Origin of the sequence: Brevibacillus sp. NSP2.1, from assembly GCF_000470975.2 — a bacterium.
GTDB classification, from domain to species: domain Bacteria; phylum Bacillota; class Bacilli; order Brevibacillales; family Brevibacillaceae; genus Brevibacillus; species Brevibacillus agri.
Genome location: NZ_CP048274.1, coordinates 4554740 through 4569815 on the forward strand (window position 1 = coordinate 4554740; position 15076 = coordinate 4569815).

Below are 15076 nucleotides of genomic sequence, written 5' to 3' on the forward strand. Positions count from 1 at the left end.
AACCTGTCCGTTTTTCACATGATGAGGTCTGTCCAGATTTTGATCGTCGTGCCCAAAATCAGGAGCGCTAAAATCGCCTGAAGGCTTTTCGTGTTCAACCGCTTGCTGACCGCAGTTCCGAGCGGCGCAGCCAACACGCTGGCGATTACCATGATGAGGGAAGGCCAGAACAAGACGTCTCCCGCCATCAGTTTGCCGATCGTCGCGCCGATGGAAGACAGAAAGGTGATCGCAAGCGAAGACGCTATAGTAACTCGCGTAGGAATTTTAAGGACGACAAGCATAATCAGCACGAGAATGAATGCGCCCGCCGCTCCGACAATGCCGGAAGCGGCTCCGACAATCAGCGCGGAGGTTACGGCCGTAGGCTTATGGAACGCGATGTCGGCCATTTCCTTGTCGTCGATCGCTTTTTTGGGCATAAACATCATCAGTACGGCAATCGTCGCCAAAATAGCATAGACGACGTTGATGGCGTCAGCCGAGAGATATTTGCCCCCATATCCGCCGACCAGGCTGCCGACAACGATCGCGCTGCCCATGTACAAAACAAGCTGATAATGAATCAGCTTGTCTTTTCGCAAAGCCCAGACCGCGGATAAGGTGGCAAAAAACACTTGCACAGCACTGATTCCGGAAACTTCGTGGGCCGTGTAGGCAGCCAGTCCGAGTGCCGCTGGAATGTAGAGGAGCATCGGGTACTTGATGATCGAGCCGCCGATTCCGACAAGCCCGGAGATGAACGACCCCGCAAAGCCGATCAAAAACAGGGTGAGAGCAAGGCTGAACGTCATACGCTCTCCAATCCGTCTTTTTGCCACTGGACAAAGCCGCCGCTCAAGTTCAGCACCTGCTTGAAGCCGTTTGCCTGCAGGATGCTGGCACCGATGGCAGAGCGCGCCCCGGAGCGGCATTGCACGAGGATCGGCTTGTCTTCTGGTATCTCATCCAGCCTTCCAGGCAATGTTCCCAGCATGATGTGCTGCGCGTTTGGAATGTGTCCTTCCTGCCATTCAGTCAAATTGCGTACGTCCACGACGTGTACTTCTCCGCTTTCTACCTGTCTCGCTGCTTCCAGCGGGGTGATTTCCGCGTACGATTCGAGTTCAAAGACGCCTTCCGGCAAAATCCGGTTCACGTCCATCACTCCTGCTGCATTGTCGATTCCTACGGAGCGAAGCGCCTGCAGCAACTCGTCCAGCTCGCCTGGATTGGTCAAAAAGTACACGGGACGGTTGTAGTCGACGAGCCAGCCTGCCCAGTTGGGAAAGGCTTTGTTAAACGGAATGTTGACCGTTCCCGCTACATGTCCTTGCGCAAACGCCCGGGCAGAACGCGTATCGACGACCTGCTGTCCTTCCGCCAGCCACCGTTTCAGCTTTTCCGCCTCCGTTTCTTCCGTTACCGCAGGCAGGTCGCGCAACAGGGCAGGTCCGACTTTGTTGACGTGCTTCATCACAGCGAAGTATTTCGGCGGCTCCGGCTGACCGTCGAGCAGAGCATGGACAAATTCCTCCTCATCGGTGTACTGCATCGCCCAGTTGAACATCTTGATGATTGAGCCCATCGGCATACTGGTATTTCCAGTCCGCATCGCCTTCGTCGGACAGGTACAGCTTCGCTTGATGGGCGAGGCCCAGCTCGCGGACGCCGGAGACAAAGTCTGCATGAATATGGGTTTCTGTGGCGGCGACGATCGACACGCCTTCCGCTTGCGCGACCTGGAAGTACGGCTGCAGATTGCGGCCCGGATCAATCACGATCGCTTCGCCCGTTTTTTGGCAGCCCACCAGATAAGATGCGTGGGCCAGCTTTTCATCGTAAAAGTAACGCAACAGCATGGAAACGTCCTCCCTTTTCTTCAAGATTTCCGATTTTTTTCGGCGAGCACTTCCAACAGCGATTGGGCAAAGCGCAGCGCCTTTTGCACGGCAGGATCTTTCATCAGGCGCAGCAGGGTGAAAACGGAAACCGTTTCGTGCCTGCGCTCCGCTCGCTCTTTTGCTTCGCGGAGGACGGCTACGCCGTTTTCCATCTGGGCAGCGACAGGCGTGATGTACGCTTTCACTCCGTCGAGCAAATACTGCTGAGACTGTTTGTCTTGGCCGACGCTTTCCAGGAAATCAGCGACCTGTTCGATCGCGTTTACATATTTGACCAGCTTCGGCAGCTTCTCCAACAAGGCAAACAAGGCCACAATTGCTTCCTCGTCAACGCGATACAAATTGGCCCACGCCGTCGTGCAGCTCCTGAGCCAGTCGTTTGTGCTCGCTCTCCTGCGCCTCCAACGTTTTTTGCAACACGAGCTTGGAGATTCTGGCCTCTTCTTCTTTTCGCTTGGCCGTCAAGTCTTTCAGCACCAAAAGAATTTCTTGCTTGCGCTGTTCGCCATTCTCGTAGATGATCGCCGTGCTCATCTCCATGTCAACGTATCGGCCTTCATAGGTGGGCATCGACGAGAGGAAATAGGGAATCTCCCGTTTCGCCATCAAATAGCAGCGTTCTTCGCCCGGCTCCAGCTTTCTCGTTTGGCAATAAGAACAGTACGGAACCTTTTCGCCCAATTTCCAGCCGGTAATCCTCTCTGCGGACGGATTCATCAGCAAAATTTTCCGCTCTTCGTTCATGAGGATAATCCCGTCCTGCAGGTGGTCGAAAATCTGCCTCAAATAGCCGCCTTCCATCCCTAATCCATCGTTTCCGTGCCGTTCAAAAAACAAGCGATTTTGATCCATCGTAGGTCCTCCACGCAGCTTGGATTCCAGGTCATTTTCTTGTCTGCCCTTGTACGTATTTTACGTTACAGAGCCAGAGAGGGGGCGAACAAGTGTCACTTTGGCCCCCGTGCTTTCCTCCTGAGCCAAGCCTAATCATACTGGTTGCAGCGCGTTCATCGTATAGGTGGGTTCCCCTATCTTGTGGTCTGCGGAAAAAAACGACAATCCTGACCGTCCCGTTAGACGTTCGGATTGCCGTTTTTCGTTCTCGTTTTGCTTATGTCTTCATGCACCGGGCGAGCTACGACAGTTTGCCCATCATCCGCTCCATCCGCTCCAGCGCCTTTTTCAACTGTTCCATGGACGTCGCGTACGAGCAGCGAATGTGTCCTTGCCCGCTCTCGCCGAACACGTCCCCCGGCACGACTGCCACTTTTTCCTCCAGCAGCAGCTTTTCCGCGAACTCAGCCGAGCTAAGTCCTGTCGCCGCCACAGAAGGGAAGGCGTAGAACGCTCCGTCCGGCTCATGGCACGCAAGCCCGATCTGGCGGAAACCGTCGACCACGTAGTTGCGGCGCTGGCGGTAGCTCTCGACCATCCGCTCCATATCGGCGCGGCCATGGCGCAAAGCTTCGAGCGCCGCCATCTGTGCCATCGTCGGCGCACACAGCATCGTGTACTGGTGAATTTTCAGCATGCCCGCCAAGAGGTCAGGCGTCGCGCACACGTACCCGAGACGCCAGCCAGTCATGGCAAACGCCTTGGAGAAGCCGGAAATCAAAATCGTCCGCTCCTTCATCCCGGGCAGGGCGGCGATGCTGTCGTGCATGCGTCCGTAAGTCAGCTCGGCGTAAATCTCGTCGGAGATCACCAAGAGGTCGTGCTTTTCGATGATCGGCAAAAGCGTTTTCCACTCATCCGCCGTCATCGTGCCCCCTGTCGGGTTGTTCGGATAGCAGAAGATGATCGCCTTCGTGCGTTCGGAGATGTTGGCCTCAAGCTCCTGCGGCGTCAGCTTGAACTGGTTCTCCATCGTCGTTTTCAAAAACTTCGGCACGCCGCCTGCCAGACGAATCACCGGCTCGTAGGAGACGTAGCACGGCTCTACTACCAGCACCTCGTCGCCCGGATCGAGAATGGCGCGCAGCGCAATGTCAATCGCTTCGCTGGCCCCGACGGTCACGAGAATCTCCGTCTCGGGATGATAGCTGACGGAAAAGCGCTCCTCCAAATATTTTTGAATCTCCACGCGCAGCGGCAGCATCCCTGCGTTGGACGTGTACGCGGTGTGTCCGCGCTCCAGGGAGGAAATCGAAGCTTCGCGCATGCGCCAGGGCGTCACGAAATCCGGCTCCCCAACTCCCAGGGAGATGACCCCTTCCATCGACGCCGCCAGGTCGAAAAAGCGGCGAATGCCCGATGGCTTCAAGGATGCGACTGTAGAAGACAAGCGATTTTTTTTGACTGTCAGTTGCGTATTCACGGCGTAACCACCATCCTGCGATCTTCGTCACGATCTTCCAGCTCAATGCCGTCGTGCTTGTAGCGTTTCAAAATAAAGTGCGTGGCTGTCGATACTACGGAGTCGAGCGTCGCCAGCTTTTGCGATACGAAGGTGGCGACCTCCTTCATCGTCTTTCCTTCCAGAATGATCGACAAATCGTAGCTGGCACCGGACATCAGGTAGACGGCCTTCACTTCCGGGAAGCGACAAATGCGCTGGGCCACCTCATCAAAGCCGACGTCGCGCTTGGGCGTCACCTTGACGTCGATCATGGCGTTGACGTACGGATGGTCCTCCACGCGCTCCCAGTTGACCAGCGCCGGGTATTTCACAATCACCTTCTCGGCTTCCAGCTCCGCAATCGCCTGCTCGATTGCCTCTGTCGGCTCCGCCAGCATTTTGCCGATCTGCTCGGCGCTCATGCGGCTGTCCTCTTCCAATAGGTGCAACAGTTCCCTTTGCTTCAAGCGATCCATTCCCTACCACTCCCGTTTTTTTCTTTTTGGCAAAAATCAAAAAGCCCCAGCAACCCAACTCATGATTTCATGAATCGGATTGCTGAGGCGAAGGTATCGCGGTACCACTCAGCTTTTTTGCCTTTCTCGCAAAAGGCAAACTCGTGCAGTCTTGTCAAAAAGACATGCGCCCCGTAACGTGGGGAAAGTCCGCTGCTTTCTACTGATTGTTCAAAAGCAGAGCTCCAAGGTGGCTTTCAAAAAGAGTTCGCGGCCGCCCTCCCAGCAATCAGGCAGCTCTCTGGACGTCAAATCCCTTTTTTACTTTCCTTTTCACAGCCATGTATCGTATGCGTATGAACTGTTTGGTTGAATGTCTCAGATTATAAAAAGGTTTTCGGCCGTTGTCAACCGACAACTTCCTGGGTGGAAGGACGCATGTTGTATGGCATAATGAAAAGATCGACAGCTTTTCGGACAAAGCAGGCACGACTGTTTTGTTGAGGCAAGCGGCCAATTTTACCTTCGGACGAAAAACGGCGGCCCGCAAACAGGGACGTTTTTCACATGAAAAAAAGTGGAAAATCGCATGAAAAAGAGCATCGGTGTCATTGATCTTGGCTCCAATACAGCCAGATTGGTCATTTACGAGCAAGACGATTCAGGAATGGTAACGGAAGTAGACAACATCAAATACAGCTTGCGTCTCAGCAACCACCTGCACGCTGGACGACTGGACGAGGAAGGAATCGCGAAGAGATTGACAGCCACGCTCATGGCGGACGGCACGTATGTGCGCGTGCAGCCGAGAAGCCCCTCCCCGTTCAACAGCCAACTGTTTTTTGGGAGGAAGCCTTTCAGTCCAGCCAACCTGCCCACTCGCTGCAGCAGCGCCTCAAGCCGATTACCGCCCTGCTGGAAGCAGCCTCTCCGCTTTAACCGACGTCTGAGTCTCTCAGGCGTTTTTTATTGGTAAATTTTTATATTGTCACATTGACATTGTTAAAACGATATCATAATATAAAAGCAACCTAACGAACTGCGCATACAGAAAGGAGGGCGTTGTGAGCATGCATCGCCTGCAAGCCAAACGCATCCGGTTTCGCACCAAAAAACACCGCTCGCCAGACGGGCTGCCGACGGATATTTGCCTCTTTACCATCCTTTCCGTGCCGCGCCCGACCAAAACAAGATCGTTGCCGCACAAGCAGCTCGCCGTCCTGCTGATCGAGCGAAAAAGCGACACGTACGGGCAGCAGTGGGCTTTGCCCGGCGGCTTTTCCAAAGAAAGCGAGACGCTCGACGAATGCGCCTACCGCGAGTTGAAGGAAGAGACGAACATCGACCGCAACGTCCACATCGAGCAGCTCAAAACTTACTACAAGCCGGGACGCGATCCGCGCGGCTGGATTCCGAGCGTCGCCTACGTCTCGCTCGTGCACGAGGACCTGCTCAAGCACGCGCGGGCAGCCGACGACGCCTCCGATGCCCGGCTGTTTCCCATCGAGGAAGCATTCGCTCTCGACCTGGCCTTCGATCACCGGGAGATACTGACGGACGCCTTGCAGCGCGTGCGGGAAAAAATGCTCCAGACCAACATCGCCAAAGCGTTTCTCCCTGACGAGTTCACGCTGAGCGAGCTGCTGCAGGTCATCGAAACGGTCGTCCCCAGCTTCAAGGTGAGCGATCGCGGCAATTTTGAGCGGCGCCTGCTCGCGACCACGAGACGGCAAGGCATCCTCGAAGCGGTAGTAGACGCTGACGGCAAGCCTGTCTACTCCACGGAGTATTCCAACTCTCCCGCCAAGCTGTACCGCTTTACCGATTACACCCCGACTGCCATGATTTATTAAAAGCACGACCACACTCATTTCAGGAGGTTGTTGTCCATGAAAGCGTTGATTGTGATCGACTACACGAATGACTTTGTCGCGACGGACGGAGCGCTGACCTGCAAAGAGCCTGGGCAAGTTATCGAAGGGCGCATCGGCGAATTGATTCGCGATTTTCTCGCAGAAGGCGACTTTGTCGTGATGGCGGTGGACGCCCACAAGGAGCAGGACCCGTACCACCCGGAAACCGGACTGTACCCGCCGCACAACATCATCGGCACCACTGGCCGCAACCTGTACGGCAGCATTCAGGACATTTACGAGGAATTTGAGGACACGATTTACTGGATGGACAAAACGCGCTACAGCGCCTTTCAGGGCACAGACCTCGCGCTGCAGCTTCGCTCGCGCGGCATTGCGGAAATTCACCTGGTCGGCGTCTGCACGGACATTTGCGTCCTGCACACGGCGATCGAAGGCTTTTATCACGGTTTTCGCGTCGTCATTCACGAGGATGCCGTCGCCAGCTTCAATCCGGTCGGACACGAGTGGGCTTTGGGACATTTTCAAAACCAGTTGGGCATGTCCGTCGTGAAAAAATAAGCGTTGGCAGGCTTGTCATGCCAGATATACGGGAGGTACGATCATGCGCATCGGCATTTACGGCAGCAGCTTTGATCCCATCACTTACAGCCACCTGTTCACGGCGGCCACCGTCGCTCATCGCAGACGCCTGGACAAAGTCATCTTCGTCCCCTGCTCGTCCAAGCGCCACGACAAAAAAATGCAGACGGAGGACGTTCATCGCCTGCACATGCTGAAGCTAGCGCTGGCGACGTGTCAGCACAAGACGAACCAATTCGGGGAGCCGCTGTTTGAAATCTCCACCGTAGAGATGGACGCGCTACCTGGCGAAACTTACACGTACGACACGATGGTCCACCTGCAAAAAAAGTACCCGCAGGATGAGCTGTTTTTCATCATGGGCTCGGATTTGCTCGTCGGGCTGTCGAACTGGGGCAATGCCGAAAAGCTGGTCTCCCGGTTCAACTTCATCGTCATGACGCGGGAAGGCTACCCGACGGCCGATCTGATCGCGGAAGACCCGCTGCTGCGCAACCATGACGAACATTTCCTGATTATGAGCAAAGGCATCAACATGGGCATCAGTTCGACGTACATCCGCGATGAAATCCGCAAAGGCGGCGATCCCAGCTTCCTGCTGCCGGATGCGTGCCTGGCGTACATTTACGAGCAGGGCATTTACCGCGAGCAGCGGGTTTGACTTTTCTCCCAACGCAAAAAAGCCGGGTGTGTGTGGTATTATCCCCTTACGGTAGACAGTGAGAAAAGCCCTCATGGTATCATGAGAGGAACACTGTTGACCGGAGGGGATTTTTTATGCCACCACATAAAGGGCAAAAGCAGCAGCGGTATGACGAAGGAACAAAGAGGGAAGTTGGATAAGCAAACCCGGTTCAGGACCATCGAAGAAATGAGCCATCGGTACGCCATCATCATGCTGTGCGAAATAGCAGAAGTCTCACGGGCAGGGTTCTACAAGTGGAAAGCGACGGAAACGGCTCGTAGGTTACGAGCAGTGCAGGATGCCGATCTAAAGGAGCATATCCTTTCGATTCACCGTCTTCGCCCTTACTTTGGATATAAACGCATGCACACCGCCCTGCGTAAAGAGGGACGTAACGTGAACAGCAAGAAAGTTCGCCGACTGATGCGAGAATTAGGTATCCGATCGGTGATCCGCAAGAAACGTCCATTTGCCGGCCGTAAGCCTTCCGTTGTATTTGACAATGTTCTTCACCGCCAGTTCACTGCACAGGAGGCCGGAAAGAAATTGGTCACCGATATTACCTACATTCGCGTCGTCGATGGATTCCTGTATCTGTCTGTGGTGCTCGATCTGCACAACGTGGCAACTGCTTCGACAATGCCTGTGTAGAATCGTTTTTCTCCCATTTGAAGACGGAAAAGTTGTATTTAGAAAAAACGAGGGATCTGGCTCACGCCCGCAAACTGATCGCTGAATACATTTGAGTTTTACAATACAGAGCGGTTCCAGAAAAAACTTGGCGACCTCTCCCCAATAGAGTACCGGGAATCGATCGCCGCTTAATACAATGTCTTTTTTTACTGTCTACTTGACGGGGCTATGACCAGTGCTCCCCGGCTTTTTGTGTGCGCTTTTGGTGCTACAGGTCATGCTATTGCGCCAAATCTTTGCGCAAATAGCGGTCGAAGTCATCCGTAGCCAACGGGCGGCTGAACAAGTAGCCTTGGCCGAGATCGCAGCCATTTTCCTGCAAGGCCGCTACCTGATCGTCCAGCTCGATGCCTTCTGCGATCACGTTCATGTTCAAGCTTTGCGCAATCGTCACGATCGCTTTTACGATTGCCTGGCTCTCTTGATTGTGGTGAATATCGCGAATAAAGGACGCGTCAATTTTGATCGTGTCCACCGGCAAGCTTTTGATGTAGCTAAACGAGCTGTAGCCTGTCCCGAAGTCGTCGATGGAAATGCGGATGCCGATGTCGCGAATTTGCTGCAAAATAGCCGTAGCTTCTTCCAGCTTCACGAAAATGCTTTCGGTAATCTCCAGCTCCAGCCATTCCGGTGGCAGCCCGGTTTCCTCCAACACATTTTTTATCATGTCTACGAGGTCTTTCTGGTAGATTTGCCTCGCAGACAGATTGACGGACACTTTCAGCGGGAAGCCCTGGTCGTGCCACAGCTTGTTTTGGCGGCACGCCTGGCGCAGAATCCACTCTCCCAGGCTGATAATCATTCCGGTCTCTTCGGCGATCGGGATGAACCGAATCGGCGAAATCACGCCCAGCTCCGGATGAACCCAGCGGACGAGCGCTTCCATCCCGGTCAGCTTCCCTGTCACAATGTCTATTTTCGGCTGGTAGTAGATTTGGAAATGCTCCTGCTCGATCGCTTTGCGCAGCTCATTTTCCATCAGGATGCGCTCCAGCGACTTCGCCTCCATCGTCGGATCAAAAAACTCGTACCCGTTTTTGCCGTGCGATTTGACCGTGTACAGCGCGGTGTCCGCCCGCTTGAGCAGGTCGTCGGCATTGTCTCCATCCTGCGGAAACAACGCGATGCCGATGCTGCACGACACGTTGAAGGAATGCCCGTGAAGTTCAAACGGCCTCTGCAGCGCATTCATGATCTGGTCGGCCAGTGCCGCCGCTTCCTCCCGGTCAGTCAGTTGGCTGAGCAAGACGGTAAACTCATCTCCGCCGAGCCGCGCCACGACATCGCCCGGTCTGAGACATTCCCGCAAACGGTTGGACGCTTCCACCAGCAGCAAATCCCCTACGTCATGCCCGAAGGAATCGTTGACGTCCTTGAAGCGGTCCAGATCGAGGAACAGGACGGCGAGATTGGACTGGAACCGCTTGGCTTGGATGATTTCCCTGCTCAGATGCTGGACGTACATGCGGCGGTTCGGCAAGTCTGTCAAAGCGTCGTGGTAGGCCAGGTGATGGATCAGTTCCTCCGACTGCTTGCGATCCGTAATGTCGCGCGTGATGAGCAGCAGCTTGCTCACGTTCCCCTGCTCGTCGAGAACCGGATTGATTTTGCTCTCGGTCCAGATCGTGTCGCCCTTGCGCGTCAGGATGCGGCATTCCACCGTGTACTCTTTTCGCGTCGAGTACGTATGCTGAATCGCATAGGCCATAACGTCCCGGTCGCTCTCCACGATCCATTCGAACATGTTGTGAAAACGCTCATCTGGAATGTCATGCTCAAACACAGCCTTATGCGACGGAGACAAGTACAAAAAGTCGCCTTCGGCATTAATCATGCTGATGATATCGGACGTATTTTCAGCGATGATCCGGTACAACTCCTCGCTTTTTCTGACTTCTTCCTCCATATGCTTGCGCGCCGTAATGTCGTTGCGAATGGAAACGTACTGATAGATTTTCCCGGCAGTATTGACGAATGGCACAATCGTGGTGTCCACCCAGTACAAGCTGCCGTCTTTGGCCCGATTACAGATTTCGCCCCGCCACACTTTGCCCGAGCCGATGCATTTCCACATCTGCTGGAAAAACGACTTGGGATGGTGCCCGGAGTTGAGCAGCCGATGGTCTTGCCCGAGCAGCTCGCTGCGGCTGTATTTGGATATGCGGCAAAATTGCTCGTTCGCCCGCAGAATAATCCCGCGGTGATCGGTAATCGCGAGGATCGTCGACTGGTCGAGCGCATACTTTACGTCAGCCAGCTCCCGCAGGACGACTTTCAGCTCCCCGTCCTTTTCCTGCAGCAACTCTTCCCACTCTTCTGGAGTCAAAACTTCCATCAATTTGTTTCTCATCATCTATCACCCGTTTGCGCTCATGCGGCAGGCACGGCGCCGATAATTTTCGTAAAAGCACTTGTCTGTCGTAAAGCGCGTTGCAGCAAAGCCTTTGCCAAAGTGCTGGAAAGAAAAAGTAGTTCTTTGGTAGGGAGACGCGTTGCGTAAATGCTCGCCCTGATATGCTTCGCAGCAGCGTCGCTACTCACGGACTTTTCGCAAAACGACAAGCTTTGCGAAAAGAGCGTTCAAAAAAAATGACCCTCATGCCAAGGATCGCGATATGATGACGACAAGTTTGCTTCATTTTACCATGTATCGGCTAAAGATCAATAAGCACGCATGTGTTAGAAGCGACATTTTTGCAAACTTCGCGCTCGCTGGCGGGAGGCTTGACACTCCGGGGAAAACAGGGACCAAAGGCGCAAAAAAAAGAACCCGTTTCAGGTTCTTTTACCAGGTGAGAAACAGTTTGTCGTGCACATCTTCGTTGACCATTTCTTCGCCCGCTCTCTGCAGACGGTTTATCATGGAAATGCCGCAGTTTACCAATATGCTCCTCGCAAACAAGCCGGCTGGCGGCTGCACGCCGATGTCTTCGGCTTTCGATTTTTTCTTGCCGTTGATCGAGAGCATTACTTTTGCGCCTCTTTGCTTGCAGGCGTATATCGCATCCCACAAGTCTTCGATCCTGAACGTCTGCGAACCGTACAGGATGCTTTGGCTGTGCGTGTATGGCGGGTCACAGTAAACCAGGTCGCCTTCGCCAGCCAGTCCCATCACTTCTCGGAAATCTTTATGCATAAACGTTACTTCCTTCACCAGTTGATGCCAAATTTCTACCCGTTTGGCAAACGCCTCGGGCGGAATCGGCTTGTGCGGCCCAATCGGTGTGCTCATATAGCCATCGCTTTTTCGGAAGCGCACGACACCGGAATAGCACGTTCTGGTCAAAACCGCAAAATCAAGCGCATTGAACGTTTGATTGAATCTTTCCCTGATTTCCAAATATTTTTGTTCTCTGTTGTCGTTGTAATCTTTTATACAAGCCTCGTAATGGCGGACCAATGTGTCCGGATCGTTTTTCACATACTCAAAAATGCCGATCAGAAAAGGAAGAATATCGCCGCCGATGGCCTGCTTGTAACGGGGAAACAAGCTGTTCCGGTTTTCTGCCGCCAGCTTTCCCAATACGGCGCCGCTCCCCAAAAACGGCTCTACATACGTGTGAATTTCTTCGGGCATGTAGGAAACGATCTCTTCCGCAAAACGGTGTTTATTCCCGATCCATTTCAACAATTGCGGGACGTCCGCCAGCTTTTGCCGTTCCAGCTTGTCTTGTACGTATCGACTCATCATGAAGAACCTCACACAACTTCTAGATTTTCCGACTGACAACCATGCCCCATTTTAGCATGAATGGAGAGAAAAAAGTAACCATGATGTCACTTATAGTCTGTAGACCAATAGTCTACATGATAGTACTTTTGTTTCAAATGGAAAAAGAAAGAAACCGATACAAAGTGGTTGATACCAGATGAAGCCGATGAAGCATACAGAGATCAAGCAACAATTTGGGGCAGCGATCAGAAAGCTGCGCATGGAACAAAAAATGACGCAAGAAGAGCTGGCGGGACGTACCGGACTGCATCGCACCTACATCAGCGAAGTCGAACGCGGAGAAAGAAATGTGTCATTGGAAAACATCGTAAAACTGGCAAACGCTTTACGCACCCATGTCTCTTCCGTATTTCTATTGATTGAAAAGGGGGAATAGCCACCGTGAGACCGAATCCGCAGTTTCTAAATCGCAGCTCTGCTTTTTGGGCGTACACAAAGCTCATATCGGAAAAGCTCAACTACTCCAAGGACGGCGAAATTAAAAAGTACTCGCAGACAGAAATGGTCTACAAGCTGCAGGAGCTGGGGATTATCATTGACCCGCAAATGCTCGGCGAAGTAAAAGCGTACCTCGACTATCGCGCAGATTTGCTGAACGGAATCATCAAGCGCTTGTTCATGGATGTCCATACGGCCCGAGCTGTGTTTTACAAGCTGCAGGCAGAACTTTATGAAAAGAACGGCTATACTTGTGCGCTGCCGTTTAACAAGCAAAAAGGCGAAAAGAAAGACTACGCCTATTTTACAGGCATCGTCAACATTTTGACTGAACACACTCTTCGCACATATGCTAAGCAGAACGGATTGCAGTACGGACGCGACGTCAAGTTTGACGATAACCCGCTAAGCTTGTCCTATATTACAGACGAAGCAGGCAGGCTGCAAGGGATCATGTCCAGACGTTTTGACGGAGCCTACCCCGGTACGGAAAATCCGCTCGCGATCTGGGAAGTCAAAGAATACTACTACACCACCACGTTCGGCAGCAGAATCGCAGACGGGGTGTATGAAACACAGTTGGACGGCTTTGAGATCAATACCATCTCGAAAGAAACGCAAAAGAACATCCAGCACATTTATTTCATTGATGATTTCAATACGTGGTGGAACATGGGAAAATCTTATCTTTGCCGGATCGTCGACATGCTGCACGTCGGTCACGTGGACGAAGTCATCTTCGGCAAGGAAGTGTTGGAGCGCTGGCCGAAAGTGTTGCACGAGCTGCTGGCCGCACACGAAGTAGCCGTACAGGGACGGTAAACAGAAAACGCCCGCGCCATAATCGCATCCCCCTTCTGGTAGACAGCCAAAGTCGGCACCTGCTTCTGTCTTCCGAGAGGGGTTTTTTAGCGGAAAATCCGCAGAGCAACTGACGCTGCGTGCAAAAAAAACAGCCGCGAACGAACGAAACGTGCAGCAAAAGAAAGCAGCACGTATCCATCACGCGCGTTTTTACAGCGAACCTAAAACAACCTGAGCCAGTATGATTACCGAACTCAGGTTGCTTGTGTGCTTTTTCTCTTCGGTCTTCCTGACAGCGCCCAGTCCAAAGGGGCGTTTCCCGCTGGCAAACCGTCTACGGCAAGCGCACCAGGATGCTGCGGTTCAGATCCTCGACCGAGCGGCTGCCGGACAGAGCCATCGCGACGTCAAATTCGTGGAGCAGCGTATCGAGGACGCTGGACACGCCCTGTTCTCCCGCTACTGCCAGTCCGTACAAAAACGGGCGTCCGATCAGCACCGCATTGGCTCCCAAGGCGATTGCCTTGACGACATCCGCGCCGGTGCGCACGCCGCTGTCGAGCAGGACAGGAATGCTTCCCGCTACTACCTCCGCAATCGCAGGCAGCGCGTCAAGGGTAGAAATCGCTCCATCCATCTGCCGTCCGCCGTGATTGGAAACGATAATGCCATCCACGCCGTGCTCCAGGGCGAGTCTCGCATCATCCGGGTGCAAGAGACCTTTGACGAGGATCGGCAAGCGGGTATGCTCGCGCAAAAAGCCGATATCGCTCCAGTTCAGCGCCGGATGATAAATGTTTTTCAACACTTCCTCGACCGCATTCTCCGGCGTCACCTCGGCCAGCCGCGAGCAAAAGACAGGGTCCGTGATGTAGTTGGCAAGCCCTCTGCCTTCACGCAGCGGCGAATAGCCGTTGCGGAAATCGCGGCGCTTCCAGCCGAGCATGACGGTATCTACCGTGAGCACAATTGCGGAGTACCCAGCCGCTTCCGCGCGCTTGACCATGCTCGCGCTTACTTCGCGATCGTTGGACCAGTAAAGCTGGAACCAGCGCTCCGCCGCTCCCATCGCTTCGGCGATTTGCTCCAGGCTCGTAGAGGAAACCGTGCTGGCGACAAACGGCACACCCGCAGCAGCCGCCGCTCTGGCCGTCGCCAGCTCTGCGTCACGATGCGCGATGGACTGCATGCCGACAGGAGCCAAAAAGATCGGCGCGCTCAGCTTTCGGCCGAACATCGTAATCGCGGAGGTGCGATTCGTGACATCGCGCATCATCCGCGGCACGATTGCCCAGCGGGAAAAAGCCCTCCTGTTTTCGGCAAGCGTTTCTTCGGCTCCCGAGCCTCCGGCAATATAGTCAAACGGACCGTCCGGAAGGATTTCTCTCGCCTGTTTCTCCCAATCTTCAATCGAAACGGGCAGTGCCTGCGTACTTTTGCTCACGCGCGTAAAGAGCAAAGTTTCTTCCTGTGCTTTCGTCATCTTTCCTCTCCCTTTCTATCTGTGCTCCAAGCCGTCAGGCGCATTTTGGCTTGCCCGCTGTGCCCAAGGCCCGTCCTGCTTTGCCAGGACCGTTCTCCTGTGCGAATC

General features: G+C 53.8%; 13 protein-coding genes, 3 pseudogenes and 1 other annotated feature. Of the genes and pseudogenes, 7 read left to right on the forward strand and 9 right to left on the reverse strand.

Going from position 1 to position 15076, the window contains the following annotated elements:
• Positions 1–14: 14 nt before the first annotated feature.
• The 6 genes and pseudogenes from M655_RS22075 to M655_RS22100 all read right to left on the reverse strand — a co-directional run bounded on the left by M655_RS22075 (position 15) and on the right by M655_RS22100 (position 4697).
• Positions 15–794 carry a sulfite exporter TauE/SafE family protein gene (locus M655_RS22075; RefSeq protein ID WP_026557971.1) on the reverse strand — a complete coding sequence of 260 codons (780 nt, stop codon included), beginning with the start codon at positions 792–794 and terminating at the stop codon, positions 15–17.
• A pseudogene (locus M655_RS22080) lies at positions 791–1841 on the reverse strand (rhodanese-like domain-containing protein). The gene M655_RS22075 and the pseudogene M655_RS22080 overlap by 4 nt, the downstream one beginning before the upstream one ends.
• A 20-nt stretch (positions 1842–1861) precedes the next feature.
• Positions 1862–2197, reverse strand: coding sequence for a DUF1641 domain-containing protein (locus M655_RS22085; protein ID WP_007781542.1), 336 nt, complete (start codon positions 2195–2197; stop codon positions 1862–1864).
• A gap of 14 nt (positions 2198–2211) precedes the next feature.
• Positions 2212–2735: pseudogene (locus M655_RS22090) on the reverse strand (PAS domain S-box protein); the annotation flags it as partial.
• A gap of 283 nt (positions 2736–3018) precedes the next feature.
• A complete protein-coding gene (locus tag M655_RS22095) occupies positions 3019–4200 on the reverse strand; it encodes an aminotransferase (RefSeq protein ID WP_005836185.1) in 1182 nt (393 codons plus the stop codon).
• Positions 4197–4697, reverse strand: coding sequence for an Lrp/AsnC family transcriptional regulator (locus M655_RS22100; protein WP_005836183.1), 501 nt, complete (start codon positions 4695–4697; stop codon positions 4197–4199). The genes M655_RS22095 and M655_RS22100 overlap by 4 nt, the downstream gene beginning before the upstream one ends.
• Positions 4698–4777: 80 nt before the next feature.
• Positions 4778–5022: a binding site (T-box leader), on the reverse strand.
• A gap of 243 nt (positions 5023–5265) precedes the next feature.
• Here M655_RS22100 and M655_RS22105 point away from each other — a divergent pair.
• The 5 genes and pseudogenes from M655_RS22105 to M655_RS22125 form a co-directional block, all read left to right on the forward strand.
• Positions 5266–5652, forward strand: a complete 387-nt coding sequence (locus M655_RS22105) for an exopolyphosphatase (RefSeq protein ID WP_026557972.1) — start codon at positions 5266–5268, stop codon at positions 5650–5652.
• A 94-nt stretch (positions 5653–5746) separates the two neighbouring features.
• Positions 5747–6529 carry an NUDIX hydrolase gene (locus M655_RS22110; RefSeq protein WP_007781533.1) on the forward strand — a complete coding sequence of 261 codons (783 nt, stop codon included), beginning with the start codon at positions 5747–5749 and terminating at the stop codon, positions 6527–6529.
• A gap of 36 nt (positions 6530–6565) precedes the next feature.
• Entirely contained in the window at positions 6566–7111 is a 546-nt protein-coding gene (locus M655_RS22115; RefSeq protein WP_025847946.1) for a cysteine hydrolase family protein, read from the forward strand.
• A gap of 43 nt (positions 7112–7154) precedes the next feature.
• Positions 7155–7793: a nicotinate-nucleotide adenylyltransferase gene (nadD, locus tag M655_RS22120; RefSeq protein ID WP_005836174.1), complete on the forward strand. Its 639-nt coding sequence runs from the start codon at positions 7155–7157 to the stop codon at positions 7791–7793.
• Between the two features lie 135 nt (positions 7794–7928).
• A pseudogene (locus tag M655_RS22125) lies at positions 7929–8642 on the forward strand (IS3 family transposase); the annotation flags it as partial.
• 88 nt (positions 8643–8730) lie between these two features.
• Here the strand turns inward: M655_RS22125 and M655_RS22130 are convergent.
• Positions 8731–10845, reverse strand: a complete 2115-nt coding sequence (locus M655_RS22130; protein WP_005835231.1) for a sensor domain-containing protein — start codon at positions 10843–10845, stop codon at positions 8731–8733.
• A 450-nt stretch (positions 10846–11295) separates the two neighbouring features.
• The gene (locus tag M655_RS22135; protein WP_005835233.1) at positions 11296–12198 is read right to left on the reverse strand and encodes a DNA adenine methylase; all 903 of its coding nucleotides are present in this window, start codon (positions 12196–12198) and stop codon (positions 11296–11298) included.
• A gap of 181 nt (positions 12199–12379) precedes the next feature.
• Here M655_RS22135 and M655_RS22140 point away from each other — a divergent pair, with 181 nt between their 5' ends.
• Positions 12380–12619 (forward strand): helix-turn-helix domain-containing protein, encoded by a 240-nt coding sequence (locus M655_RS22140; RefSeq protein WP_005835235.1) that lies wholly within the window; start codon positions 12380–12382, stop codon positions 12617–12619.
• Between the two features lie 5 nt (positions 12620–12624).
• A complete protein-coding gene (locus M655_RS22145; protein ID WP_026557975.1) occupies positions 12625–13503 on the forward strand; it encodes a DUF7687 domain-containing protein in 879 nt (292 codons plus the stop codon).
• Positions 13504–13819: 316 nt separating this feature from the next.
• Here M655_RS22145 and M655_RS22150 read toward each other — a convergent pair whose 3' ends face one another.
• A complete protein-coding gene (locus tag M655_RS22150; RefSeq protein WP_005835241.1) occupies positions 13820–14968 on the reverse strand; it encodes an alpha-hydroxy-acid oxidizing protein in 1149 nt (382 codons plus the stop codon).
• Positions 14969–15076: the final 108 nt, after the last annotated feature.

Coding starts and splice junctions, on each gene's coding strand:
- M655_RS22135 (WP_005835233.1), bottom strand. CDS start 12,198: ATGAGTCGATACGTACAAGACAAGCTGGAACGGCAAAAGCTGGCGGAC.
- M655_RS22130 (WP_005835231.1), bottom strand. CDS start 10,845: ATGGAAGTTTTGACTCCAGAAGAGTGGGAAGAGTTGCTGCAGGAAAAG.
- M655_RS22115 (WP_025847946.1), top strand. CDS start 6,566: ATGAAAGCGTTGATTGTGATCGACTACACGAATGACTTTGTCGCGACG.
- M655_RS22140 (WP_005835235.1), top strand. CDS start 12,380: ATGAAGCCGATGAAGCATACAGAGATCAAGCAACAATTTGGGGCAGCG.
- M655_RS22150 (WP_005835241.1), bottom strand. CDS start 14,968: ATGACGAAAGCACAGGAAGAAACTTTGCTCTTTACGCGCGTGAGCAAA.
- M655_RS22110 (WP_007781533.1), top strand. CDS start 5,747: ATGCATCGCCTGCAAGCCAAACGCATCCGGTTTCGCACCAAAAAACAC.
- M655_RS22075 (WP_026557971.1), bottom strand. CDS start 794: ATGACGTTCAGCCTTGCTCTCACCCTGTTTTTGATCGGCTTTGCGGGG.
- M655_RS22100 (WP_005836183.1), bottom strand. CDS start 4,697: ATGGATCGCTTGAAGCAAAGGGAACTGTTGCACCTATTGGAAGAGGAC.
- M655_RS22105 (WP_026557972.1), top strand. CDS start 5,266: ATGAAAAAGAGCATCGGTGTCATTGATCTTGGCTCCAATACAGCCAGA.
- nadD (WP_005836174.1), top strand. CDS start 7,155: ATGCGCATCGGCATTTACGGCAGCAGCTTTGATCCCATCACTTACAGC.